Here is a 23,195-nt window from a genome sequence, read left to right on the forward strand (position 1 = left end):
CGGACCCGAGCGGGGTCCGCGGCAGCCGGACCGGGCGGTGCCGTACGCAGAAGACGTACGGCACCCCCGGGACGGTGAAGCACGCCCGCACCCCCACCGGGCCCCGTCCTCCTGCCGCACCCCCTCCGCGGCGCACCCGCCCCACCCGCACCTCCCCGCAACGAGCCGCACCTCCTGCACCCCGCACCGCATCGCACCACCTCCCTGAACCCCGCGTCACGCCGACGTGTAACCGACCGGAGGAACCGCCGTGGCCGCCAAGCCCCAGGTTCGCAATGCACCAGACGCAGGCCCCGCCCCCGAAGACCGCGAGAAGCATCCGGTCGACGAGACGCTGCCCCCACTCAAGATGCTCACCAGCGGCCTTCAGCACGTCGCCGCCATGTACGCGGGCGTCGTCGCCCCGCCGCTGATCGTCGGAGCGGCCGTCGGCCTCTCCGGCACCGAACTCACCTTCCTCACCGGAGCCAGCCTCTTCACCGCCGGCCTCGCCACCTTCCTGCAGACGCTCGGCGTCTGGAAGATCGGCGCCAAGCTGCCGTTCGTCAACGGCGTCACCTTCGCCGGCGTCGCACCGATGCTCGCGATCGTCGACACGACCGACGACAAGGCCGACGCGCTCCCCGTCATCTTCGGCGCGATCATCGTCGCCGGACTCCTCGGCTTCCTCGCCGCACCGTGGTTCTCCCGGCTCGTGCGGTTCTTCCCGCCGGTCGTCACCGGCACCGTGATCACCCTCATAGGCGTCTCCCTCCTCCCCGTCGCGTTCGGCTGGGCCCAGGGGCCCAATCCCAAGGCCGAGGACTACGGTTCGACGACCTTCCTCTCGCTCGCCGGCATCACGCTCGTCGTCGTCCTGCTGCTTCGCCGCTTCACCCGCGGCTTCGTCAAGCAGATCGCCGTCCTGGTCGGCCTCGCAATCGGCACCCTGATCGCCATACCCTTCGGCGTCACCGACTTCTCCCCGGTCACCGAGGCCGACATCGTCGGCTTCCCGTCCCCCTTCCACTTCGGCGCCCCGCAGTTCGCGCTCGCCGCGATCATCTCCATGTGCGTGGTCATGCTGGTCTCCATGACCGAGTCGACCGCCGACATGCTGGCGCTCGGCGAGATCGTCGACCGGCCCGCCGACGAGAAGACCATCGCGGCCGGACTGCGCGCCGACACCCTCGGCTCCGCGATCAGCCCGCTGTTCAACGGCTTCATGTGCAGCGCCTTCGCCCAGAACATCGGCCTGGTCGCCATGACCCGGATCCGCAGCCGCTTCGTCGTCGCCTGCGGCGGCGGCTTCCTGGTCCTGATGGGCCTCTCCCCGGTCGCCGCCTCGCTGATCTCGGTCGTGCCCCGGCCCGTCCTCGGCGGCGCGGGCGTCGTCCTCTTCGGCTCGGTCGCCGCCAGCGGCATCCAGACCCTGGTCAAGGCCGGCCTGGAGAAGGACAACAACGTCCTGATCGTGGCCGTCTCGCTGGCCGTCGGCATCATCCCGATCACCAAGCCGGACTTCTACCACGCCTTCCCGGAGACGGCCCAGATCATCCTTGACTCCGGCATCTCCACCGGCTGCGTCGCGGCCGTCCTGCTCAACGTGGTCTTCAACCACCTCGGCCGGCGACAGGACGACGACGACGTCACCGCCCCGATGGAGCCCGGCGAGGAGATCTCCGGCAGCCACACGACGAAGGCGGCGCACGCCCACTGAACCCGCACCTCGCCCCACCGCACGCCCCGGTCCCCGCGCACGCCGCGGGGCCCGGGGCCGTGGTGCTGATCAACCCCAACACCTCCACGGCCACCACCGCGACGATGACCACCATCGCCCGACGCACCCTCGCCCACCTCCTGGGCGCCGACGGCCCAGGCGCCCGCACCCTCGCCGTGCGCGGGGTGACCGTCTCCCGCGGCCCCGGCATGCTCACCGATCCCGAGGCGCTGCGGGCCGCGGCCCCCGAGGTGCTCGCCGCGGGCCTGCGCGCCGTGGGCGACGGCGACTGCGCCGCGCTGCTCGTCGCGGCCTTCGGCGACCCGGGGCTGGAGGAGCTCCGGGCGGCGACCGGCCTGCCGGTGGTGGGTCTGGGGGAGGCGGCGCTCGCCGAAGCGGCCGCGGGCGGCACCCCGTTCGGCATCGCCACCACCACCCCGCTGCTCGCCGACGCCATCACCGCGCGCGTCACGGCCCTCGGCCTCGCGGACCGGTACACGGGGCTCCGGCTCACCGCCGGTGCCCCCGAGCGCCTCTCCGCGGACCCGGCGCTCCTCCTCGACCGGCTGGAACGGGCCGTCCGCGCCTGCGTCGAACGCGACGGCGCACGGGCCGTCGTCATCGGCGGCGGCCCGCTCGGCGAGGCCGCCGAGGAACTCCGCGCCCGCTGCGCGATCCCGGTCGTCGCCCCGATCCCGGCGGCGATCCGCGCGATCACCCGTCTGCCGGCCGCCTGAACCGCCCGAAGCCGCGCCCCGAGGGCGGGCCCGGCGGGCCGCCCGCTCACCGCTCCACCGCGATGCGGCGGCGGCACTCGGCGGCCAGTGCCGGGTAGGCGGCGGCGATCGACTCGTACAGCCGTCGGCGCAGCAACCGCTCGGCCTCGCCACGGCCGGTCGCGCCGTACAGGCCGTCGAGCAGCGCCTCGTACCGCGACAGGGCGTGCCGCAGATAGCTCACCTGCCACCGCACCAGCGAGCCGACGGGCGGGACGCCCGGAGCCCCGGCCGGAGGCGCGGACGGCGGCGGTGCCGAGGGACTTCGGCCCGTCATCCGCCCCGTCAGGAGGTGCCGGTGGCGGACGGCGCGCCGCTCCAGTTCGGGGCCGGGCAGCCGGGGCACCTCGATCGGTTCCGCGCGGATCGCGGCGAGGACGGCGGACCGGCGCCGCTCGGCGTACGCCCCGGCCGCGGCGGAGCGGGCCGGCGACAGCACCGAGGTCTCGGCGAACTCGGGGGTCCGCTCCACGGTCTCCACCCGGGCCAGGAGGTAGAGCCGGACGGGCGTGAGGGACCAGCGGCGCGGGTCGCGCCCCTGCACGTCGGGCGTGCCGAGCAGGTCCCGCACCATCGCGTCGGTCCAGCCGCGCCGGCGCACCCCGGCGAACGTCACATAGGTCGTACGGTCCGTCATGATTCCCCCAGAAGTGATTACGGAGCGTGACGATTCCAGTGAAGCGCACCCCACTGACAACGACCCCTTGCCCGGGTGGGCCCGACTGTGCGATATAGGTCTGGACCTTTTCGACGGACGGAGGCCGGCCCGTGCAACGCCCGCTCCCCACAAGCCTGTTGACTGCCGCGGGGCTCGCCCTGACGCTCGCCCTCACCGCCTGCTCCGCCACCGCCGCATCCGAGGCGAAGGACACCCGCGCCCCCAGCGCCCCCGCCGGGGTCACCGCGACCGCCGGCAGCGCCGGCACCGTCCACGTCATGTGGAGCGCGGCCACCGACGACCGCGCCGTCACCGGCTACGCGGTCTACCGCGAAGGCCGCAAGGTCAAGGACCTCGCCGCGACCACCCTCATGACCGACGTCGTCGGCCTCACCCCCGCCACCCCCCACACCTTCACCGTCCGCGCCCGCGACGCCGCGGGCAACGTCTCACCCGCTAGTACCCCCGTCACCGCGACGACCCTCCGGGCCGCCGCCGATGACCGCACGCCCCCCAGCGCGCCCGCGGCCCTCCGCGCCACCCCCGAAGGCAGCCGCGCCGCCACCCTCCGCTGGACCCCCGCCCGGGACGACACCCGGGTCACCGCGTACGACGTCTACCAGGCCGACACCCGCATCCACACCGTCCCCGGCACCGCCACCTCCGCCCACCTCACCGGCCTGCGCCCCGGCACCGCCTACGCGTTCACCGTCCGGGCCCGCGACGCCGCCGAGAACTCCTCCCCCGACAGCGCCCCCGCCGACCTCACCACCGCCTCGGCCCCCGGCGCGCCCCCGAACACCGCCCCCAAGGACCTCACCGCGACCGCAGCCAAGGGCGAGATCACCCTCACCTGGAACCCGCCGCACACCGGCGCCCCCGTCACCCACTACCAACTCCACCTCAACGGAGGCTTCGCCACCACCATCATCTGGGGCACCACCCCACCCCCCGGCCTCGCCACCTACACCTTCCCGGTCCCCGACCCCCCGGGCACCCGCTACACCGTCACCCTCCGCGCCCAACTGCCGGACGGCACCTGGGGCGACTTCTCGGCACCGAGGACGGTCGTCGTCCGCTGACCACGACGGCGACTTCTCGGCACCGAGGACGGTCGTCGTCCGCTGACCACGACGGCGACTTCTCGGCACCGAGGACGGTCGTCGCCCACTGACCGCCGCGACGGAACGAGACACCCAACTCCCCTTACCTTGGCCGAAATCGCACCCTTTCGCCGTCCACCGCCGCCCCGCACCCTGCCACCAGGGGACACGACGGGCTGCTGGGGGGCGCCGATGACCGAGCCGATGACCGAGCCGACCTACGTACCCGCACTGCCCGCCCGGCGGAACGCGCTCGCCGCGTACGGCGCCCTGACGCCGGACGTCCGCGCGGCCGTCACCCCCCTCTGGACCGTCCCGCCCCGCGTCGGACCCCCACGGGCCCCGGGCCGGGGGTGGCCGCCCCCGGCCGACCCCGACGCGCTCGCCCTCGGGAGCCATGTGCACCGCGCCCTGGCCGGGATCGCGCGGGTGCAGCGGGACCGCCCGGCATGGGTCGACACCCGCCACGTGGAGAGCGGGCCCCGCGCCTTCGCCACGGGACCGGCCCCCCTGCGGCCGGTGACCGGCGCCGAGCGCGCCGCGTGGCAGCAGGTGGCGTGCGCCGAAGCAGCCGCTGCGGGCGGCGGCGGCCTCGGCATCCGGGTGCGCCCGTCCCGGGCCGTCTCCGACGAGCGGTGGGCGGAGGACATCGGCCGACTCCTGCACCGGATCGCGTTCGCACGCTGCCCCCTGGACCTCCTCCTCGACCTGGGACCGGTCGACGACGCCGACCACGCCGCCCACCGCAGGGCGCTCCACGCCCTGGACCTCCTCGGGCCCCTCCACCCCTGGCGCTCCGTCGTCCTCCTCGCCGGCTCGTTCCCCCGGACCCACCCCGAGGGGTACGGCGCCGCCCTCACCGAGACCGGACGCGCCGACCACGACCTCCGCGACCTGCTGCGTCACACCGCCGGCCGGCTCGGCCCGCAGCCCGTGTACGGCGACTACGGAGCCCACGACCCGGCGAGCGCCGACCGCGTCTCGGACACCGGAGACGACCCCTTCCGCGGCGCCGTGCGCTACACGACCACCCGCACCTTCCTCGTGGGCGAGGTGCGCGCCGACTGTCCCGACCACCACCTCACGGTCCGCGCGCACGCCCGGGACATCGTCGACACCGCCGACTTCAGAGGCGCGGCCTACAGCCGCGGGGACCGCTGGCTCCAGGCCTGCGCGGACGGCAGCGGCCCGCCCGGCACCGCCCACCCGGACGCCTGGATCTGCGCCGGCCACCTCCAGCACCTGACCCACGTGGCCCGCGAGCTCCGCCGAGACCACTGAGCACGAGCGCCGACACACGCCGACCCGCGCGCCGACACACCTGCCCCGTGCGCCTTGCCGCCCGGATGCACCGGCCCGGAACTACCCTGGGAAGCGTGGCCGAGACCGTACTCACCAACACCGGGCTCGACAGGTTCCTCGAACTCCTCGACGGAACACCCGAGCGCCGGGACCCCGTGTTCACGCGTGCCGCCGAGGCGGTGCTGGGGCTTCTCGCCCTCCGAGGCGCCGACCGCGGCACGGGGGTGCCGGAGCCGACGCCCGGGCTCGTGCGGCAGCTGCTCGTGGAGGACCTGCCGACGTTCGTGTACGCGCCGCCCGGCGAACTGGCGGCCTACCCGGCCGTCCTCGGCGCGCTCGCGGCGCGGTTCGACGGAGGGCGCGGAGAGCGGATCGCCGCGGTGGTCGCGGAGTCGGGGCCCGACTTCGAACGGGCCATGAACGACCCCGGGAACCTGACGTGGCACCGCTGGTACGCCGCGCTGCTGCGCAGCTGCGGCGCGGACCTCGCCGATCCCGAGGACGTACGGCGCCGCCTTGCCGCCCTGGACGGCGCGCCGCTGCCCGACGGCGTGCACCGGGCCGACCTCATGGGGCGGACGGCCCTGGCGGACGTCCTCCTCGCGGAGGCGCTCACGCGGGCGTACGTGCGGGACGCCGAGGGGCAGCCGGCCGCCGGGCCGCTGCTCACGGACCACGCCGTCGCGACCGGCATCGGGCAGGTGGCCGCCGCGCTCCAGGACCGGTGGACCGCCGCCGGTCTTGCCGAGCAGCTCGCCGGGCCGTACGCGCGGTTCGCGCCGGGGCCCGACGCCTTCCCGCACCTCGTCCTCGCCGACGCGCTCCTCGACGAGCACCTGGACTACTACGAGGACCCCGTCACCCCCGTACCCCCGCCGCCCGCCATCGAGACCGGGCCGGGAACCGGAGCCGTGGAAGCGGACGCGGACGCCCTGATCGCCGCCGTCGAGGAGCTCGCCGAGGAGGAGTTCGAGCCCTACGGGGGCGAGGCTCCGCACCTGCTGTACGTGGTCTACCAGCGCGGCTGCTCCGCGGATTCCGTCGCGCGCAAGGCCGCCGAGTACGAGGACTGGGCCGTCGACCCGGCCCTTGAGGACCTGCCCGTGGCGGTGCCGGACGAGGCACCGGAGGCGTACACGACCCCGCCGCTGCCGGAGCTCGTCCGGCTCCTCGGCACGGCGGACCTGAACGAGGCCGACCGGGCCCGCCTCGAAGGGCCCGCCCGGGACCTGGCCGCGGTGGTGGACCGGCTGGCCGCCACCGGCCTGGTGTTCCGCCGCGGCGACGCCTTCGGGCTGACCCCGCGCGGCGCGGGCGTCGTGCGCTATCTCCTCCGGGTGCGCGGGATCACCGCGCCCACCGCGGCCCAGGCCGCCGTGTGGAGCGCGCCGGACCTGGTCGCCGCCGCCGAGGGCTGGCCCGAGTGCGTCGCCGCGCGCGTGCTCGCCGACTGGCTCCACGCGCGCGGGGACACCGCCGAGGCCTGGTCCTCGCTGCTCGCCGCGCTCGGGACCGTCCACGCCGGCACGGCCGACGCGGCCGCCGTACGGGGCCTCTTCGCCGTCCTGGACACCGCCGCCGCCCCGGCCGACGCCCTGCGCGGAGCCCTCCGCGACCCGGTCATCGGCGCGTACGCCCTCCAGGCCCTGCTCGACCGGGACGAGCCGGCGGACGCGATCCAGGTGGGGACGTCCGCGCGGGCGCTGCACGTCCTCGACGCGCTGCCCCGCAAGCACGGGCCCCTGGAGTCCCGACGTACCGCCTTCGACGAGGCGGCGGCCGCCTGGCCCGGCGGTTCCGCCGCCCTGGTCCGGGCGATGGCGGCGGCGGACCGCCACGAGGCCGAGCGGGTCCTCGGCCCGCTCGGCATCACCGTGAACTGAACGCGCTTCAGGGGGTGGGCCTCAGCCCGTCGTGAGGTACATCCCCGAGGCCCCCGACCCCGCCGTGTTCCGGCAGCTGTGGTTGCCGGTGGGGCGGGCGTGGACGAGGGCCAGGCAGCGGCCGAGGGCCTGCTGGCCGTAGGCGTTGGGGTGCATAGACTCCTGGACGAGCCCCTGGGTGCTCTGGCTGTCGATCCAGCGCGCCCACTCGCTCGTCGTCGCGGAGGCGGGGACCGTCGACGTCACCTGCTTGCTCGCCTTGGCGCAGACCTCACGCCCCTGGAGGGCGTCCCGCAGGTCCATGAACTGCACGCCCTTGGCCGTGGCGACGCCCTTCAGCCGGTTGGCGAGCTGGGGGACCAGGGAGTCCCGCGCCCAGTCGGAGTCGGCGTTCCAGAAGGGGCAGCCGCCGGTGTTGGTACGGGCCCAGCCGCTCTCGCCGTACCGGTTGTCGGCGGCTCGGGGGATGGGCGAGGGGTACGACTGGAGGACGATCCGGTAGTCCGAGGCGGCGTATCCGGCGGCGGACATGACCGCCCGGATCTCGTCGACGGACGTGGCGACGTCCGCCATCACGCCGTCGATCCTCGCGTCGACCTCGGCCTGCTGGTCGTCGTGGCAGTACGAGTACCAGACGATGTAGTCGGTCGCGCAGGTGGTGATGATGTCGGCGAAGCCGAGGTCGTTGCCGCCGATGGAGAGCGCGATCAGCTCCACGTCGTTCGCCGCGGCCACCGCCGCCAGCTGGTCGGCCTGCGGGGCCTCGCCCTTGTAGGCCTGGCCGCCGCGGGAGGCGCGGATGACGTTCTTCGTGGTCGCCCCGGAGCAGGCGAGGTTGATCATGGAAGTCGCGAGCGCCCCGGCGCTCTTCACCTCGGCGGTGTCCGAGCGGTGGCACCCGCCGGCGGTGGAGCCGTACACCCGCGACGGGTCGTATCCACTCCCCGTCCAGGCCCGGTCGGTGCCGTTGCGGCTGCCGGAGTTCGTGAGGCTGTTGCCCAGCCATCGTCCGGCCTCGCCGGAGATGTAGCTGTCGCCCATGGTGACGACGGCGGTCGGGCCGGTGCCGGGCGCGGCGTGAGCGGACGGGGCGGCGACGGAGGCGAGCCCGGCGGCGGTACACAGTGCCAGGAGTGCGCGCAGCGCACGGTGGGGGGACGAAGGCATGGCTGTGCTCCTGCGGTACGCAGTGATGTGGGGGACAGCCGCCGGCGCCGGTGACATGGCGGAATCTGACACGTCCCGGCTTGTTACCGCTAGGTAGCTGCATATCTCGGTTCCGTCACGTCCCCTGGTGCCCCACAGGCCACACGGCAGAGCCCCGCCCCCGGAGCTGTGCGTTCACCGGGGGCGGGGCCTGTGCGGGGTGGTGCCGAGGTCAGTCGACCAGCTGCTCGTACGCGGGGAGGGTGAGGAAGTCGGCGTAGTCGGCGTCGAGGGAGACGTGGAGGAGGAGGTCGTGGGCCTGCTGCCACTTGCCGGCGGTGAAGGCGGTGTCGCCGATCTCGGCGCGGATGGCGGCCAGTTCCTCGGCGGCGACCTTGCGGGCGAGCTCGGGCGTGGCGGTCTCGCCGTTCTCGAAGACGACGCCGGCGTTGATCCACTGCCAGATCTGGGAGCGGGAGATCTCGGCGGTGGCGGCGTCCTCCATCAGGTTGAAGATGGCGACGGCGCCGAGGCCGCGGAGCCAGGCCTCGATGTAGCGGATGCCGACCTGGACGGCGCTGACGAGGCCGTCGTAGGTGGGCTTGGCGTCGAGCGAGTCGATGGCGATGAGGTCGCCGGGGGCGACGGAGACGTCCTCGCGGAGGCGGTCCTTCTGGTTCGGCTTGTCGCCGAGGACGGCGTCGAAGGAGGCCATGGCGATCGGGACGAGGTCGGGGTGGGCGACCCAGGAGCCGTCGAAGCCGTCGCCGGCCTCGCGGTCCTTGTCGGCCTTGACCTTCTCGAAGGCGACCTTGTTGACCTCGGCGTCCTTGCGGGACGGGATGAAGGCGGCCATGCCGCCGATGGCGTGCGCGCCGCGCTTGTGGCAGGTGCGGACGAGGAGTTCGGTGTAGGCGCGCATGAACGGCGCGGTCATCGTGACCGCGTTGCGGTCCGGGAGGACGAACTTGGCGCCGCCGTCACGGAAGTTCTTGACGATGGAGAAGAGGTAGTCCCAGCGGCCCGCGTTGAGGCCGGCGGCGTGGTCGCGGAGCTCGTAGAGGATCTCCTCCATCTCGTACGCGGCCGTGATGGTCTCGATGAGGACCGTGGCGCGGACGGTGCCCTGCGGGATGCCGACGTAGTCCTGGGCGAAGACGAAGACGTCGTTCCAGAGGCGGGCCTCCAGGTGCGACTCCGTCTTCGGCAGGTAGAAGTACGGGCCCTTGCCGAGGTCGATCAGGCGCTGGGCGTTGTGGAAGAAATAGAGGCCGAAGTCCACGAGCGCGCCGGGCACCGGGCGTCCGTCGAAGGTGAGGTGGCGCTCTTCCAGGTGCCAGCCGCGCGGCCGCATGACGACCGTGGCGAGCTCGTCGGCGGGCTTGAGGGCGTACGTCTTGCCGGAGCGCGGGTCCGTGAAGTCGATCTTCCGGGAGTACGCGTCGATCAGGTTGACCTGGCCGAGGACGACGTTCTCCCAGGTCGGCGCCGAGGCGTCCTCGAAGTCGGCGAGCCAGACCTTCGCGCCGGAGTTGAGCGCGTTGATCGTCATCTTGCGGTCGGTCGGGCCGGTGATCTCGACGCGGCGGTCGTTCAGGGCCGCCGGGGCCGGCGCGACCTTCCAGGAGTCGTCGGCGCGGATCGCGGCGGTCTCCGGCAGGAAGTCCAGGCTGGACGTACGGGCGATCTCGGCGCGGCGCTCCGCCCGGCGGGCGAGGAGCTCGTCCCGGCGCGGGGTGAACCGCCGGTGCAGCTCGGCGACGAAGGCCAGGGCGGCCTCGGTGAGCACCTCTTCCTGACGCGGCAGGGGCTCGGCATCGACGACGACCAGGGGGGACGGCGCTGGTGCGGACATGAACTGTCACTTCCTTCAGCGGACTTCACGGGCGGTGCCAAGCGGCCGCCGGGCGTCACGGGAGGGCACGGAGTGCCGCGGGCGCCGAGATACGGCCGCGAGCGCCCTCTGAACTAGCAGGCGCTTCTGAACAGTGGATACTAGTTTCCTCATGGTGGAAGTTCAATGGTTTGTTGATGTCGAGATTCTCCGGATCGACAGACCGCGGCTCTCGGTGCCAACCCGTTCACTCCAGGTGCGAGAGGTCCGCCTCCGTGTCGATGTCGTAGGGCTCGGCCACATCCGAACAGTCCACCGGCGTGATCGCATCCCGGTGCGCCGCCAGATAGTCCCGCGCGCCCCGATCGCCCACGGCGCTCTCGGTGATGCCCGCCCAGTGCCCCGCGCCGAAGAGCACCGGATGGCCCCGGTGCCCGTCGTAGGACGCCGCGACCAGCGAGTCCCGCGACCCGTACGCCGCCCGGACCCGGGCCACCGCCTCGGCGCCGATGCCCGGCTGGTCGACCAGCATGACCAGGGCCGCGTCCACGCCACGCGGGTCCGCCGCCAGCGACGCGAGGCCGGCCCGCAGGGAGGAGCCCATGCCCTCCGGCCACTCCGGGTTCTCCACCACCACGCACCCGTCCAGCTCCGCCCGCTCCCGCACGACGCCGGCCGACGCCCCGAGCACCACGTGCACCACCGTGCAGCCGGCCGCCCGCAGGACCCCCGCCGCGTGCTCGACCAGCGGGCGCCCGCGGTGGGTCAGGAGTGCCTTGGGCCGCCCCCCGAGCCGCCTGCCGCCCCCGGCGGCGAGGAGGAGGCCGGCGATGAGCGGGGTTCGATCTTCTGCGGTTGTCATGAGGACTGCATACCGCATGCGGCGGAATGACACGGTCGCCTGAATTCCGCCCACCAAGGGTGGCGCGCCGGGGTGGCGAAGGAGTTAACTGGCCCGCGGCTCGCGGCGCCCGGCCGTCGTCCGGCGGGTCCGTCCGGAGTGCTCGGAGTGTTCGTCGTACGGAGTTCTGCGCACGATGTCGTGCGGGGGGAGAACCATGTTGCGAAGCGTGGGGCAGAGGCGAGTGACCGGCGAGGGTGTGGACCCAAGGGTGGCCGAACTGCGCTCCGCCGTGTCCCGGCTCAGGCGAGAACTGGCAGGCCACCGGGCCGAGTTCGCCGACCGCGGCATCGCCGAGGACGAGCTCGCCGCGCTGGACGCCATGGCCCTCAGCGGCGCCCCGGAGGTACGGCGGCTGCGCCGCTCCCTGCTCCTCGTCGCCGGGTCCGTCGGCTCGGTCAGCGCCCTCGCCGAGGGCCTCGCCGGCGTCCGCCGCGCCATCGAACTCTTCGGGCCGCCCGGCTCCGGCCAGGCCTGACCGGATCGGCCGACCACCCCGCCGGACCGGGACCTTCGGGTACCGGGCAGGGGTCCGCGGAGCCCTGTGCGGTGGCCGAGTACGGGAGAACACTTCCATCCTGGAGGGGGCCCGACGCAGGCGGGCCCCGACCGGAAGGCGGTGGTGGGCGTGGCTGCGACGCGAGACGAGGTCCCTCCGGATACCTCGCTCCCCGGCCTCGACCCCCTGGGCGACCCGTACCTGAGGACGCGGTTCACCCTTCCGGGCAGGCCCGCCACGTTCCTGCGCCGTGCACGGCTCGACGAGCACCTCGGCCAGGCCCTGCTGACCCCGCTGACGCTGGTCAACGGCTGTGCAGGGGCGGGCAAGACCCTCCTGGTGGCCGACTGGGCCGAGCGCCTGGACCAGCCGGTCGCCTGGCTCACGCTCGACGCGGCGGTCGAGGGGCCCGGCATGTTCTGGGCCCATCTGATCCGGTCCCTCGACGCCGCCGGTGTGCCGATACCCGCGGCGATCGGCCTCCCCGCCGACGCGACCCGGGTGCACCACACGCTGCTGAGCCGGCTCGCCGCGGAACTCGCCGGTCGCGACCGCCCCGTCGTCGTGGTGATCGACGAGTACGACCAGATGACCGACCCGGAGGTTGCGCGGCAGCTGGATTTCGTCCTCCAGCACGCGAGGCCGGGACTGCGCCTCGTCCTCGTCACCCGCACCGAGCCGCTCCTCCCGCTCCACCGCTACCGCGTCGCCGGTGAGATGACCGAGATCCGGGACGCCGAGCTGGCCTTCACCCCCGAGGAGGCGGTCACGCTCCTCGGACTCCACGGACTGCCCCTGGACGTCCCCGGGGCCCGGCCGCTGGTCGAACGCACCCGGGGATGGGCGGCCGGACTCCGGCTCTGCGCCCTGGCCGCGCGGTCGAGCCCGGACCCGGAGCGCTACCTGAAGGAGTTCGAGGCCGGGCGGGGCGCGATCGCCGACTTCCTGCTCGCCGAGGTACTGGAACGGCAGACGCCCGAGACCCAGGACCTGCTGCTGCGGATCAGCGTGCTCGACCGCTTCCGCCCCGAGCTGGCGGACGAGCTGACGGAGCGGACCGACGCGGCGGAGATCCTGGCGGAACTGCACCGCGCCAACGCCTTCGTCGAGGACTTCGGGCACGGCTGGTACCGGCTCCACCCGCTGTTCCGGGAGATCCTCCGGGCCCATCTGCGCCGCCGCGCCCCCGGCCTCGAACCACGGCTGCACCGCCGCGCCGCACACTGGCTGCGGCGCTCCGGCGCGCTCCCGGAGATGCTCGCCCACGGCGCCGCCGCGCAGGACTGGACGTACGTCGCCCGGGCCCTGGTCGAGGACCTGGCGATCGGGCAGCTCTTCACCGGCCTGGGCACCGAGGTGCCCCCGGAATGGTTCGCGGGCCTGGAGGCGGAGACGCGCGACCCGGCCGCGAACCTCGTCCGCGCCGCCCGTGAGCTGTCCCGCTTCGACCTCGGCCAGGGCCTGGCCCACCTGCGCCGCGCGGAGGAACAGCTTGCGGCCGACGACGGCGGCTCCCGCGCGGCCCAGCTCAGCCGCGCCCTCCTCGAAGCGCTGGCGGGACGGCTGTCCGGCTCCGCGCACCGGGCCGAACGAGCCGCCCGGTCGGCCGGCCGCCTCATGCCGCAGCTGCCGCCCCGCCTGGTGGACGGGCATCCGGAACTGGGCGCCCTGCTGCTGACCCACGTGGGCGCGTCCCGGCTGTGGGCCGGACACTTCGACGAGGCCCGGGCCGCCCTCACCGCGGTGTCCCGCGGTCCCCGTACGGCGGCCACGGTGCTCCCGCGGATGGGGGCCCTGGAGCACCTGGCGCTCGTCGACCACCTCCACGGCTGGCCGAGCGCGGCGGAACGCAAGGTCCACGCGATGACGGCCGAGGCCGAGCGGTACGGCGCCCCCCAGCCGTCGGGTTCCGGCCTCGGACAGCTGGTCCTGGCCGCAGTCGCCCTCGACCGGGACGACGTGGACCGCGCCGAGGCCCTCCTCGCCGACACGGCGCACGATCCGCCGCCGGCGGACCCGGTGGCGGCCGCGGCCCGCCGCTTCGTGACCGCCGGTGTGCTCCTGGCCCGGGGCCGTACGCGGGCCGCTCTGGCCGTCGCCGCCCAGGCCGTCCCCGCCGCCGACCACTCGCCCTGGGCCCAGGGCCGCGCCGCCCTGGTCGCCTCGGCCGCCCACCTGGCCGAGGGCGACCCGGACGCGGCGGGCGAAGCCCTTCGGCGGGTGGCCGGGGAACAGCCGCTGTGCACCGTCGGCGCGGCGCGGGCCCTCGTCGCCGCGGGCGACCCCGGCGCGGCCCTCCGCCTGCTCGACGGCCACCCGGACCACTCCCGGGCCGGCCCGGGAGTGGTCGTACCCGCCATGCTGGTACGGGCCCAGGCGGCGAAGCTCACCGGTGACGCCGCCACCGCCCGCGGACTGCTCGCCCAGGCGCTGCTGGAGGGGCGTGGAGAGGAGCTGAGACGCCCCTTTCGGGAGGCCGGCCCCTGGATCCTCCCCTTCCTGGCGGAGCCACCCCTGCGGTCCCTGGCCGCCGGATGGCTCGTACCGGACCTCACGCCGACGCACGCCGAGCGGACCCTGCCCGCCCCCGCGCCTGCGCACGCCGGTCCGACCCGGCCCGGCCCCGCGCCGACGCACGCCGAGCGGAACCGGGGCGGAGACGACCCCGGACCCCTGCTGGAGCAGCTCAGCCCGCGCGAGCACGAAGTCCTGGAGCGGCTCGCGCGGACGATGTCGACGGAGGACATCGCCGCCGATCTGTACGTGTCGGTGAACACGGTGAAGACCCACCTCAAGAGCGCCTACCGGAAGCTGTCGGTGCACCGGCGCAACGACGCCGTACGACGCGCCCGCGAGCTGGGACTGCTGTGACCGGGGTACGGGAGGGGCCCCTGAGGGCGGTGAGTCACCCGTTCCGGGTGAGGCGGAATGGGGCCTGACGGCGGATCATGGCGGTACGGGCACGACCGGCCCCGTGGCAGCCACCCTCGGGAGGGCACCTCATGAAGTACGAGATCCGCGTCGACGGGCACATGTCGGAGACGCTGATCGGAGCTTTCCCTGAGCTGGAGCACGTGGTGATCTCCGGCCAGACGGTGCTGTACGGCCCCCTCGTCGACGAGGGACACCTCTACGGCCTGCTGGCCCGCTTCCAGTCGCTCGGACTGCACCTGGCGGAACTGCGGCGACTGCCGGAGTGACCAGGGCGGACCTGCGCGGAGAACGGCCCGGAACGGAGCTGAAACATGGACACGCAGACCTATCTCGCCTACGACTATCCGCTGCTGGGCGCCTTCTGGACCATGCTGTGGTTCTTCCTGTGGATCCTGTGGCTGATCCTGCTCTTCCGGATCATCGGCGACATCTTCCGCGACGACACCCTGGGCGGCTGGGGCAAGGCCGGCTGGCTCGCGTTCGTCATCCTGCTGCCGTTCCTCGGCGTGTTCGTCTACCTCATCGCCCGCGGCAAGACGATGGGGCAGCGGGAGATCGCGCGCGCCCAGCAGAAGCAGGCGGCCTTCGACGCCTACGTCCGCGACACCGCCACCGGCGGCGGCGCTCCCAGCAAGGCCGAGGAACTCGGCAGGCTCGCCGAACTCCGCACGCGGGGTGACATCAGCGAGGAGGAGTTCCGCCGGGCCAAGGACCTCGTCCTGAACGACGACCGCCCGTCCACGCCTTCCGGCACGGGCACGACCACCCCCCGTCAGTGAGCCGGGTCGGACGAAAGAGGAGACTGAGATGACCGCCACGCACACCGCTCACGCGTCATCGGCGAAGTACGCGTGGGCCGGGGGCCTTCGGGTCTTCGCCGCCGTCATGCTCGCCCTCGCGGGACTGCTCGGCATCTTCCGCGGGATCATGGCCATCGCCGAAGACGAGGTCTTCGTCAACACGCCCAACTACGTCTTCAAGTTCGACCTCACCAGCTGGGGCTGGATCCACCTCGCGCTCGGCGTGGTCGCCGTGCTCGTCAGCTTCGGACTGTTCGGGGCGGCCGCCTGGGCGCGGTACACCGGCGTCGGCATCGCCGCACTCGTCGTCATCGCCAACTTCCTGTCCCTGCCGTACTACCCGGTGTGGTCCGTGATCATGATCGCGATGTCCGGGTTCATCATCTGGGCCCTGTGCGTCGACCGAGGCGATGACGAGCGCGCCACCACCGGGAGGTAGCCGTGAAGGACCTGAAGTTCGAACAGAAGAGCTCCCTGTCCCGGATCGAGGCCGCGGAGCTGCTGGAAGCCCTCGCCGCGGCCTTCAGGGAGGGAGACGAAGCCGAGCTCCCGCTGGGGCCCGGTGTGCTGAGCCTCCGGGTCCCCGAGGAATTCCGCAGCGAGGTGGAGTTCGAGGTCGGCGACGGTGAGATCGAGCTGGAGATCGAACTGAAGTGGCCGACGGGCGGTGGGTCGAAGGCCAAGGAGAAGCCCAAGGACGAGCCCGACGCCGAGCCCGAGGGCGAGGCCGGGGACAAGCCTGAGTCCACGCCTGAGCCCAGGGCCGAACCGAAGGCCGAACCCAAGGTCACGGCCAGGACCGAGCCGAAAACCAAACCCAAGGCGAAGCCCAAGACCGCGTCGTCCGCCCCCGCGCCCCGGGGCCGGAAGTCCGCAGCACCCGCCAAGTCCGGGGGCGCCGCCGCGAAGCGCACGTGAGCCAGGGCCGCTCGGGGGACGGTGTGCTTCTGTTTCACCCGCTTGACCTGGCCGCCGTGCCACAGTCGCCGGGCGGGAGTTGGGTGGGAACCCGGACACCCGGAGAACGGAACCTGCCATGTACGAGATGCACATCGCCCCCGACTGTTCCAGCGGGTTGCTGGTCTGGCACGTGATCGCGAAGGAGGCCGTCAGCAGCCTGTGCGGTCAGCCCGTCGACCGCGGCGCGGACGGAACGCGCACCGACCGGCACTGCCTGCCGTGCATGCGCTCCTTCCAGGACCTGATGGGCGACCGCGGCACCCCGACGACCGCGCGCTGACCGGCGTCCCGACGGGCGCACCGGCGTCTGACCGGCGTACCTACCGGCCCGGCGCCCCCACCGGACACCGCCTACCGCCTGATCAGCCGCCGGGCCGTCGCCGTCGCCACCGCGGCGGTGCGCGAGTCCACGCCCAGCTTCGCGAAGATGTGCACCAGGTGCGACTTCACGGTCGCCTGGCTCAGGAACAGGGCCTTGCTGATCTGCTGGTTGGACAGGCCCTCGCCCACCAGCTGGAGGACCTCGAGCTCGCGCTTGGTCAGCGCCTCCGCCGGTGTCCGCATGCGGTCCATCAGCCGGTGCGCCACCGCGGGCGCGAGGGCCGACTGCCCGGCCGCCGCCGTCCGGACCGCCGCCGCGAGCTCCTCGGGCGGAGCGTCCTTCAGGAGGTAGCCGGAGGCGCCCGCCTCCACCGCCGCGAGGATGTCCGCGTCCGTGTCGTACGTGGTCAGGACCAGCACCTTCGGCCCGTCCGGCGCCGCCGTGATGGCCGCCGTCGCCTCCGAGCCGTGCATGCCCGAGCCGAACTGCAGGTCCATGAGGACCACGTCCACGTCCCCGGCGGCGGCGAGCTCCACGGCCCGTTCGGCCGTGGCCGCCTCCGCGACCACGGCGAAGTCCGGCTCCGTGTCGAGGACCGCGCGCAGGCCCGCCCGTACCACCGGGTGATCGTCGGCGAGCAGAAGTCGGATGGTCATGCGGACGCTCCAGCGGGGAGGGGGAGGGAGACGGCGACCGCCGTGCCCTGGCCGGGTGACGACTCGACGGTGAACGTGCCGCCCAGCGACTCCGCCCGCGAGCGCATCGCCGGAAGCCCGAAGCCGCCGTCGGACGACGGACGTACGGAGGAGGGGTCGAAGCCGCGGCCGTCGTCGACCACGTCCAGCGTCACCGACGCGCCCATGAACGACAGGGTGATCTCCGCCCGCGAGGCCATGGCGTGCCGCACCGTGTTCGCGAGCGCCGACTGCGCGATCCGCAGCAGCGCCACCTCGTACGGGGTGGGCAGCTCGACCGGCGTCCCGCTCATCGAGAAGCGGACCCGTGGCCCGGCCCCCGGAGCCACACCGGTGACCGGCTCGCACAGGCGCTCCAGGGCCGCGGCGAGGGAGCCGTGCTCCAGGTCCGGCGGGGAGAGCGCGCGGACGAAGCGCCGCGCCTCCGCCAGGTTGTCCTGCGCCGCCTCGCGCGCCCGGCCGATGTGCCCGGCGGCGGGGGAGTCGGGCGGCAGGACCCGCTCGGCCGCCCGCAGCAGCAGCTGGATCGAGGAAAGGCCCTGCGCGAGCGTGTCGTGGATCTCCCGCGCGAGGCGCTCCCGTTCGGCGAGCGTGCCCGCGTGCCGCTCCGCCGCCGCGAGCTCGGCCCGCGTCTCGATCAGCTCCTCGATGAGCCTGCGCCGGTGCTCGCTCTCCCGGTACAGGGCCTGGTAGCCGAGGACCGTCGCCACCGCGACCGCCGCGCCGAGCAGGGGCCCGATGAAGACCCCCGGGTTGAGCGCGGCGCCGTGCCCCACGTACGAGAGGATCGCCGCGACCGCCGTGAGCGCCACGGCCGGCAGCGACCAGCGCGCGGGCAGCAGGTGCAGCTGGAGGAAGTAGAGCGGGAAGGCCAGCCAGAGCGCTTCCGGGGTCAGGAAGAGCAGCACCAGCCAGGACAGGCCCAGGGCCGTCAGCCACACGGCGGCGGCCCGCTGGGAGTTCCGCACGGAGGGCAGGGACGAGCCGGCGGCGTAGACGGCGCCGGTGACGACCGCCATCGCCGTCCCGGAGGCCGAGTGCGCCCGTACCGCCGCCAGGACGAGCAGGCCCGCCATCAGGAGGTGCAGGCACAGGCGCAGCGCGCGCAGGGCGGGGGTGAGGGGGCGCCGGGCGGGGTGGAGGGAGGAGCGGGGATCCATGATCCCTCCAGGGTAGACAGCCGGAGACAATCCGGACTCAACCGAAAGTTTGACTGTGGAGCCATCCGTGGCGCGATGCCCGCAGGGGGCTCCGCCGACCACTCTGGTCAGCATGTTCGTGGCATGGAGAGACCTGAGATTCGCCAAGGGGCGGTTCGCCCTCATGGGCACCGTGATCGTGTTGATCACCCTGCTCGTGGGATTGCTGTCCGGGCTGACCGCCGGACTCGCGCGGGAGAACGTCTCCGCGATCACCGGTCTGCCCGCCGACCGGCTGGCCTTCGCGGCGCCGCCGTCCGGGCAGTCGGCCTCCTTCACCAACTCGACGGTGACGGAGGAGCAGTGGCGGCGGTGGGCCGGGCAGACCGGGGTGACCGGTGCCGATCCGATCGGCATCCGTACCCTCAACGCGGCCGCCGGGGACCGTACCGCCGCCGTGTCCGCCTTCGGCACGGAGCCGGACGCGGGGATCGCGCCCGTGTCCGTCGGCGCGGGGAAGGCCGTCCTGTCGGAGTCGGCCGCGGAGGAGCTGGGCGCCGAGGCGGGCGACGCCGTCCGCCTCGGCTCCCTGGAGGTCACCGTCACGGCGGTCTCCGGCGACGCCTCCTACAGCCACACCCCGGTGGTGTGGACCTCGCTCGACGACTGGCAGCAACTCGGCCGCAGCGGCACCACCCCGCAGGAGCAGGCCACCGTCATCGCGCTGAGCGGCGGCGACGACGTGGACTGGGCGGCCGGTGACAAGGCCGCGGGGACCGAGGCGAGGACGCCCGACGGCGCCCTCACCGCCATAGGGTCCTACCAGGCCGAGAACGGTTCGCTCCAGCTCATGCGCGGCTTCCTGTTCGCCATCTCCGCGCTCGTCATAGGAGCCTTCTTCACCGTCTGGACCATCCAGCGCAGCGGTGACGTCGCCGTCCTCAAGGCGCTCGGGGCCTCCACCCCGTACCTCCTCAAGGACGCCCTAGGGCAGGCCGTCCTCATGCTCACCGCCGGGACCCTGCTCGGCACCGCGCTCGCGGTCGGCATCGGCGCGCTGGTCAGCGGCGGGAACGTGCCCTTCGTCCTGGAGCCGCTCACGGTCCTCGGGCCGGCCGGCGTCATCGTCGTCCTCGGCGTGCTCGGCGCCGCCCTGTCCATCCGGCGGATCACCGCCGTCGACCCCCTCACCGCCCTCGGGAGCGCCCGATGAGTCTCGTCCTCGACGCCGTCACCCTCACCTACCCCGACGGCGACGGCCGGCTCACCGCCCTCGACGCCGTCTCCCTCGACGTGCCCGCGGGCACGCTCACCGCCGTCGTCGGACCGTCCGGCTCCGGCAAGTCCAGCCTCCTCGCGGTGGCCGCCACCCTGGTGACCCCGGAGGAGGGGCGGGTCGTCGTCGCCGGTACGGACACGGGGTCGCTCACCTCAGCCGCCAAGGCGGAGCTGCGGCGCGAGCACATCGGGATCGTCTTCCAGCAGCCCAATCTGCTGCCCTCGCTCAGCGCGGCCGAGCAGCTCCAGGTCATGGCCCATCTCTCCGGGCGTCCGCCCAAGACGGTACGGGGCCGGGCCCTCGACCTCCTGGACGCGGTGGGCCTCGCCGACCAGGCCCACCGGCGGCCGCACCAGCTGTCCGGCGGTCAGCGGCAGCGCGTCAACATCGCTCGGGCCCTGATGAACGAGCCGTCCGTCCTCCTCGTCGACGAGCCGACCAGCGCCCTCGACCACGAGCGGGGGGCGGCGGTCATGGACCTGCTCGCCACCCTCACCGTCGAGCGGGGGACGGCGACGGTCCTGGTCACCCACGACCGCGCCCACCTCGCCCGAACGGACCACACGGTGACGGTCCAGGACGGCAGGCTCACGGCGCCGGTCAGGGCCTGAACCACGCGGCCGGCCCGCGCGGTCAGCCGAACCGGGCGACCAGGGGGACGTTCTCGTCCCCGTGGACGGCGGCCCGTTCTCGCAGGGCCGTCCAGACCGGGGCCCCGTCGCCGTCCGGCGGGACGAACCGCCGGGCCGCGCGCACCTCGATCACCCCGTCGACGTCGGAGCGCAGCGCGGTGTCAGGCCTGGCCGTTGCCCGACGTGTTCGCGAGGGCGGCCGAGAGCTCGCGGGCCACTTCCTGGAGGATCGGGACGATCTTCTCGGTGGCCGCCTCGGTGACGCGGCCGGCGGGGCCCGAGATGGAGATGGCCGCGGCGGTGGGGGAGTCCGGGACGGAGACCGCGAGGCAGCGGACTCCTATCTCCTGCTCGTTGTCGTCGACGGCGTAGCCGGTCTCGCGGACGGCGACGAGCGCGTCGAGGAAGCCGTCCGGCGTGGTGATCGTCTTCTCGGTGGCGGCCGGCATGCCGGTACGGGCGAGCAGCGCGCGCACCTCGTCCGCCGGGGTGTGCGCGAGGAGCGCCTTGCCGACGCCGGTCGAGTGCGGCAGCACCCGGCGGCCGACCTCGGTGAACATGCGCATCGAGTGCTTGGACGGCACCTGGGCCACGTACACGATCTCGTCGCCGTCGAGCAGGGCCATGTTCGCCGTCTCGCCGGTCTCCTCGACGAGCCGCGCGAGGTAGGGGCGGGCCCAGGTGCCGAGGAGGCGGGCGGAGGACTCGCCGAGCCGGATGAGGCGGGGGCCGAGCGCGTACCGGCGGTTGGGCTGCTGCCGCACGTAACCGCAGGCGACGAGGGTGCGCATGAGGCGGTGGATGGTGGGCAGCGGGAGTCCGCTGCTGGCGGAGAGCTCGCTGAGCCCGACCTCGCCCCCGGCGTCGGCCATCCGCTCCAGGAGGTCGAAGGCACGCTCAAGGGACTGGACGCCACCGCTCGCGGCGGAGGGCTTGGCGGCGTCGGTGGTGCTGGCGCTGGACGTCGGCACGTCAACGGTCCTTTCGAGGCAGGCGGGCAAGGCAGCAGCCTACCGGGCCACCGGCCGGGACACATGGTCCCGGGCCCGGGGTACGGGCCGGTCAGGGGGTGTTTGTCCGGTGTCGGCGAGGGCCCGGGAGGATCCGGGTCCGCCCCACATGTGCGGAGCTACGTTCTACTGTACGGAATTTCCATTCCACTTTGTGGAAACGTCCAAGCCGGGTTCGCCGAGGGGCGATGCTGGAAGTGTGCCCTTGACGACATGTCGTCCGGAAGTGAAGACTCCTTCAACAGTTCGTTGAATTTTCTCGCCGAAGTGCTTGAAGAAGGGGTACGGGTGGACGTCAACCTGGTCCTGCGCTCGACACGCGTCATCACCCCCGAGGGGACGCGCCCGGCGTCGATCGCCGTCTCCGGAGGGACGATCGCGGCCGTGCTGCCGTACGACGCCGAGGTACCCGCCGGGGCCCGGCTCGAGGACGTCGGCGACGACGTCGTCCTGCCCGGACTCGTCGACACCCACGTGCACGTGAACGACCCCGGCCGCACCGAGTGGGAGGGCTTCTGGACCGCCACCCGCGCGGCCGCCGCCGGCGGCATCACCACGCTGCTCGACATGCCGCTGAACTCGCTGCCCCCGACCACCACCGTGGACAACCTGCGCGTCAAGCAGGAGGTCGCCCGCCGCAAGGCGCACATCGACGTCGGCTTCTGGGGCGGCGCCCTGCCCGACAACGTCAAGGACCTGCGGCCCCTCCACGACGCGGGCGTCTTCGGCTTCAAGTGCTTCCTGTCGCCCTCCGGCGTCGACGAGTTCCCCTCGCTCGACCAGGAGCAGCTGGCGACCTCGCTCGCCGAGATCTCCGGCTTCGACGGCCTGATGATCGTGCACGCCGAGGACCCGCACCACCTCGCCGCGGCCCCCCAGCGCTCCGGTGGCGCGTACGCCGACTTCCTCGCCTCCCGCCCCCGGGACGCCGAGAACACGGCCATCGAGAACCTGGTCAACCAGGCCCGCAGGCTGAACGCCCGCGTCCACGTCCTGCACCTGTCCTCCTCCGACGCGCTGCCCCTCATCGCCGCCGCCAAGGCCGAGGGCGTCAAGATCACCGTGGAGTCCTGCCCGCACTTCCTCACGCTCACCGCCGAGGAGATCCCGGACGGCGCCACCGAGTTCAAGTGCTGTCCGCCCATCCGCGAGGCCTCGAACCAGGACGCCCTGTGGCAGGGGCTCGCCGACGGGACGATCGACTGCATCGTCTCCGACCACTCCCCGTCCACCGCGGACCTCAAGACCCCCGACTTCGCCTCCGCCTGGGGCGGCATCTCCTCCCTCCAGCTCGGCCTGCCCGCCATCTGGACCGAGGCCCGCCGCCGCGGCTTCGACCTGACGGACGTCGTCCGCTGGATGTCCGAGGCCCCCGCCCGGCTCGCCGGACTCACCCGCAAGGGCGCGATCGAGGCCGGCCGCGACGCCGACTTCGCCGTCCTCGCCCCCGACGCCACCTTCACCGTCGACCCGGCCGAGCTCCAGCACCGCAACCGGATCACCGCCTACGCGGGCAGGACCCTCACCGGCGTCGTGACCTCCACCTGGCTGCGCGGAGAGCGGATCGTCGACCACGGCACCCTCGCCGAGCCCTCCGGCCGCCTCCTCGAAAGGAACAACTGA

At 73.6% G+C, this 23,195-nt stretch carries 23 protein-coding genes; 15 read left to right on the top strand and 8 right to left on the bottom strand.

The window, feature by feature from the left end; genetic code table 11:
- The first annotated feature begins 250 nt into the window (after positions 1-250).
- Entirely contained in the window at positions 251-1,699 is a 1,449-nt protein-coding gene (locus MRBLMG1_RS00385) for a nucleobase:cation symporter-2 family protein (protein WP_414721449.1), read from the top strand.
- Between the two features lie 59 nt (positions 1,700-1,758).
- On the top strand, positions 1,759-2,436 hold the full coding sequence (locus tag MRBLMG1_RS00390; protein WP_367819537.1) for an aspartate/glutamate racemase family protein: 678 nt from the start codon (positions 1,759-1,761) through the stop codon (positions 2,434-2,436).
- 46 nt (positions 2,437-2,482) lie between these two features.
- On the opposite strand, the gene MRBLMG1_RS00395 is transcribed toward MRBLMG1_RS00390, so the two are convergent.
- Positions 2,483-3,112 carry a hypothetical protein gene (locus MRBLMG1_RS00395; RefSeq protein ID WP_367819538.1) on the bottom strand — a complete coding sequence of 210 codons (630 nt, stop codon included), beginning with the start codon at positions 3,110-3,112 and terminating at the stop codon, positions 2,483-2,485.
- Between the two features lie 131 nt (positions 3,113-3,243).
- On the opposite strand from MRBLMG1_RS00395, the gene MRBLMG1_RS00400 reads away from it, so the two are divergent.
- From MRBLMG1_RS00400 to MRBLMG1_RS00410, 3 genes are all read left to right on the top strand, one after another.
- Positions 3,244-4,215 carry a fibronectin type III domain-containing protein gene (locus tag MRBLMG1_RS00400; protein ID WP_367819539.1) on the top strand — a complete coding sequence of 324 codons (972 nt, stop codon included), beginning with the start codon at positions 3,244-3,246 and terminating at the stop codon, positions 4,213-4,215.
- A 213-nt stretch (positions 4,216-4,428) separates the two neighbouring features.
- The gene (locus MRBLMG1_RS00405; RefSeq protein ID WP_367819540.1) at positions 4,429-5,517 is read left to right on the top strand and encodes a beta family protein; all 1,089 of its coding nucleotides are present in this window, start codon (positions 4,429-4,431) and stop codon (positions 5,515-5,517) included.
- Positions 5,518-5,612: 95 nt separating this feature from the next.
- The gene (locus MRBLMG1_RS00410; protein WP_367819541.1) at positions 5,613-7,421 is read left to right on the top strand and encodes a hypothetical protein; all 1,809 of its coding nucleotides are present in this window, start codon (positions 5,613-5,615) and stop codon (positions 7,419-7,421) included.
- Between the two features lie 21 nt (positions 7,422-7,442).
- On the opposite strand, the gene MRBLMG1_RS00415 is transcribed toward MRBLMG1_RS00410, so the two are convergent.
- The 3 genes from MRBLMG1_RS00415 to MRBLMG1_RS00425 all read right to left on the bottom strand — a co-directional run bounded on the left by MRBLMG1_RS00415 (position 7,443) and on the right by MRBLMG1_RS00425 (position 11,263).
- Positions 7,443-8,588 carry a GDSL-type esterase/lipase family protein gene (locus MRBLMG1_RS00415; protein ID WP_367819542.1) on the bottom strand — a complete coding sequence of 382 codons (1,146 nt, stop codon included), beginning with the start codon at positions 8,586-8,588 and terminating at the stop codon, positions 7,443-7,445.
- 211 nt (positions 8,589-8,799) lie between these two features.
- Positions 8,800-10,422 (bottom strand): malate synthase A, encoded by a 1,623-nt coding sequence (gene aceB, locus MRBLMG1_RS00420; RefSeq protein ID WP_367819543.1) that lies wholly within the window; start codon positions 10,420-10,422, stop codon positions 8,800-8,802.
- A 226-nt stretch (positions 10,423-10,648) separates the two neighbouring features.
- Positions 10,649-11,263, bottom strand: a complete 615-nt coding sequence (locus MRBLMG1_RS00425; RefSeq protein ID WP_367819544.1) for a nucleotidyltransferase family protein — start codon at positions 11,261-11,263, stop codon at positions 10,649-10,651.
- Between the two features lie 196 nt (positions 11,264-11,459).
- Between MRBLMG1_RS00425 and MRBLMG1_RS00430 the strand changes: the two genes are divergently transcribed.
- The 7 genes from MRBLMG1_RS00430 to MRBLMG1_RS00460 all read left to right on the top strand — a co-directional run bounded on the left by MRBLMG1_RS00430 (position 11,460) and on the right by MRBLMG1_RS00460 (position 16,775).
- Positions 11,460-11,780: a DUF5955 family protein gene (locus MRBLMG1_RS00430; protein WP_367819545.1), complete on the top strand. Its 321-nt coding sequence runs from the start codon at positions 11,460-11,462 to the stop codon at positions 11,778-11,780.
- Positions 11,781-11,924: 144 nt separating this feature from the next.
- Positions 11,925-14,672 carry a LuxR C-terminal-related transcriptional regulator gene (locus MRBLMG1_RS00435; RefSeq protein WP_414721479.1) on the top strand — a complete coding sequence of 916 codons (2,748 nt, stop codon included), beginning with the start codon at positions 11,925-11,927 and terminating at the stop codon, positions 14,670-14,672.
- A gap of 131 nt (positions 14,673-14,803) precedes the next feature.
- Positions 14,804-15,001, top strand: a complete 198-nt coding sequence (locus MRBLMG1_RS00440) for a hypothetical protein (protein ID WP_367819547.1) — start codon at positions 14,804-14,806, stop codon at positions 14,999-15,001.
- Between the two features lie 45 nt (positions 15,002-15,046).
- Positions 15,047-15,514 carry an SHOCT domain-containing protein gene (locus tag MRBLMG1_RS00445; RefSeq protein WP_367819548.1) on the top strand — a complete coding sequence of 156 codons (468 nt, stop codon included), beginning with the start codon at positions 15,047-15,049 and terminating at the stop codon, positions 15,512-15,514.
- Between the two features lie 28 nt (positions 15,515-15,542).
- Positions 15,543-15,974, top strand: coding sequence for a DUF7144 family membrane protein (locus MRBLMG1_RS00450; protein WP_367819549.1), 432 nt, complete (start codon positions 15,543-15,545; stop codon positions 15,972-15,974).
- Between the two features lie 2 nt (positions 15,975-15,976).
- Entirely contained in the window at positions 15,977-16,453 is a 477-nt protein-coding gene (locus tag MRBLMG1_RS00455) for an amphi-Trp domain-containing protein (protein ID WP_367819550.1), read from the top strand.
- A gap of 118 nt (positions 16,454-16,571) precedes the next feature.
- The gene (locus MRBLMG1_RS00460) at positions 16,572-16,775 is read left to right on the top strand and encodes a hypothetical protein (RefSeq protein WP_367819551.1); all 204 of its coding nucleotides are present in this window, start codon (positions 16,572-16,574) and stop codon (positions 16,773-16,775) included.
- Positions 16,776-16,846: 71 nt separating this feature from the next.
- Here the strand turns inward: MRBLMG1_RS00460 and MRBLMG1_RS00465 are convergent, their stop codons facing one another.
- Positions 16,847-17,473 carry a response regulator gene (locus MRBLMG1_RS00465; RefSeq protein ID WP_367819552.1) on the bottom strand — a complete coding sequence of 209 codons (627 nt, stop codon included), beginning with the start codon at positions 17,471-17,473 and terminating at the stop codon, positions 16,847-16,849.
- The gene (locus MRBLMG1_RS00470; protein ID WP_367819553.1) at positions 17,470-18,672 is read right to left on the bottom strand and encodes a sensor histidine kinase; all 1,203 of its coding nucleotides are present in this window, start codon (positions 18,670-18,672) and stop codon (positions 17,470-17,472) included. Before MRBLMG1_RS00470 ends, MRBLMG1_RS00465 begins: the two co-directional genes overlap by 4 nt.
- A 112-nt stretch (positions 18,673-18,784) precedes the next feature.
- Between MRBLMG1_RS00470 and MRBLMG1_RS00475 the strand changes: the two genes are divergently transcribed.
- Positions 18,785-19,864, top strand: coding sequence for an ABC transporter permease (locus MRBLMG1_RS00475; RefSeq protein ID WP_367819554.1), 1,080 nt, complete (start codon positions 18,785-18,787; stop codon positions 19,862-19,864).
- On the top strand, positions 19,861-20,541 hold the full coding sequence (locus tag MRBLMG1_RS00480) for an ABC transporter ATP-binding protein (protein ID WP_367819555.1): 681 nt from the start codon (positions 19,861-19,863) through the stop codon (positions 20,539-20,541). Before MRBLMG1_RS00475 ends, MRBLMG1_RS00480 begins: the two co-directional genes overlap by 4 nt.
- Before the next feature lie 22 nt (positions 20,542-20,563).
- Here MRBLMG1_RS00480 and MRBLMG1_RS00485 read toward each other — a convergent pair whose 3' ends face one another.
- Both MRBLMG1_RS00485 and MRBLMG1_RS00490 read right to left on the bottom strand, forming a co-directional pair.
- A complete protein-coding gene (locus tag MRBLMG1_RS00485) occupies positions 20,564-20,695 on the bottom strand; it encodes a hypothetical protein (RefSeq protein WP_367819556.1) in 132 nt (43 codons plus the stop codon).
- 28 nt (positions 20,696-20,723) lie between these two features.
- Complete coding sequence (locus tag MRBLMG1_RS00490; RefSeq protein WP_367819557.1) at positions 20,724-21,533, bottom strand: IclR family transcriptional regulator; 810 nt, start codon at positions 21,531-21,533, stop codon at positions 20,724-20,726.
- A gap of 327 nt (positions 21,534-21,860) precedes the next feature.
- Here MRBLMG1_RS00490 and allB point away from each other — a divergent pair, with 327 nt between their 5' ends.
- Positions 21,861-23,195 carry an allantoinase AllB gene (allB, locus tag MRBLMG1_RS00495; protein ID WP_367819558.1) on the top strand — a complete coding sequence of 445 codons (1,335 nt, stop codon included), beginning with the start codon at positions 21,861-21,863 and terminating at the stop codon, positions 23,193-23,195.

The organism is Streptomyces sp. LMG1-1-1.1 (genome assembly GCF_040815545.1).
GTDB lineage: Bacteria > Actinomycetota > Actinomycetes > Streptomycetales > Streptomycetaceae > Streptomyces.

Coding starts and splice junctions, on each gene's coding strand:
- MRBLMG1_RS00395 (WP_367819538.1), bottom strand. CDS start 3,112: ATGACGGACCGTACGACCTATGTGACGTTCGCCGGGGTGCGCCGGCGC.
- MRBLMG1_RS00405 (WP_367819540.1), top strand. CDS start 4,429: ATGACCGAGCCGATGACCGAGCCGACCTACGTACCCGCACTGCCCGCC.
- MRBLMG1_RS00415 (WP_367819542.1), bottom strand. CDS start 8,588: ATGCCTTCGTCCCCCCACCGTGCGCTGCGCGCACTCCTGGCACTGTGT.
- aceB (WP_367819543.1), bottom strand. CDS start 10,422: ATGTCCGCACCAGCGCCGTCCCCCCTGGTCGTCGTCGATGCCGAGCCC.
- MRBLMG1_RS00425 (WP_367819544.1), bottom strand. CDS start 11,263: ATGACAACCGCAGAAGATCGAACCCCGCTCATCGCCGGCCTCCTCCTC.
- MRBLMG1_RS00430 (WP_367819545.1), top strand. CDS start 11,460: ATGTTGCGAAGCGTGGGGCAGAGGCGAGTGACCGGCGAGGGTGTGGAC.
- MRBLMG1_RS00440 (WP_367819547.1), top strand. CDS start 14,804: ATGAAGTACGAGATCCGCGTCGACGGGCACATGTCGGAGACGCTGATC.
- MRBLMG1_RS00445 (WP_367819548.1), top strand. CDS start 15,047: ATGGACACGCAGACCTATCTCGCCTACGACTATCCGCTGCTGGGCGCC.
- MRBLMG1_RS00450 (WP_367819549.1), top strand. CDS start 15,543: ATGACCGCCACGCACACCGCTCACGCGTCATCGGCGAAGTACGCGTGG.
- MRBLMG1_RS00460 (WP_367819551.1), top strand. CDS start 16,572: ATGTACGAGATGCACATCGCCCCCGACTGTTCCAGCGGGTTGCTGGTC.
- MRBLMG1_RS00465 (WP_367819552.1), bottom strand. CDS start 17,473: ATGACCATCCGACTTCTGCTCGCCGACGATCACCCGGTGGTACGGGCG.
- MRBLMG1_RS00470 (WP_367819553.1), bottom strand. CDS start 18,672: ATGGATCCCCGCTCCTCCCTCCACCCCGCCCGGCGCCCCCTCACCCCC.
- MRBLMG1_RS00475 (WP_367819554.1), top strand. CDS start 18,785: ATGTTCGTGGCATGGAGAGACCTGAGATTCGCCAAGGGGCGGTTCGCC.
- MRBLMG1_RS00480 (WP_367819555.1), top strand. CDS start 19,861: ATGAGTCTCGTCCTCGACGCCGTCACCCTCACCTACCCCGACGGCGAC.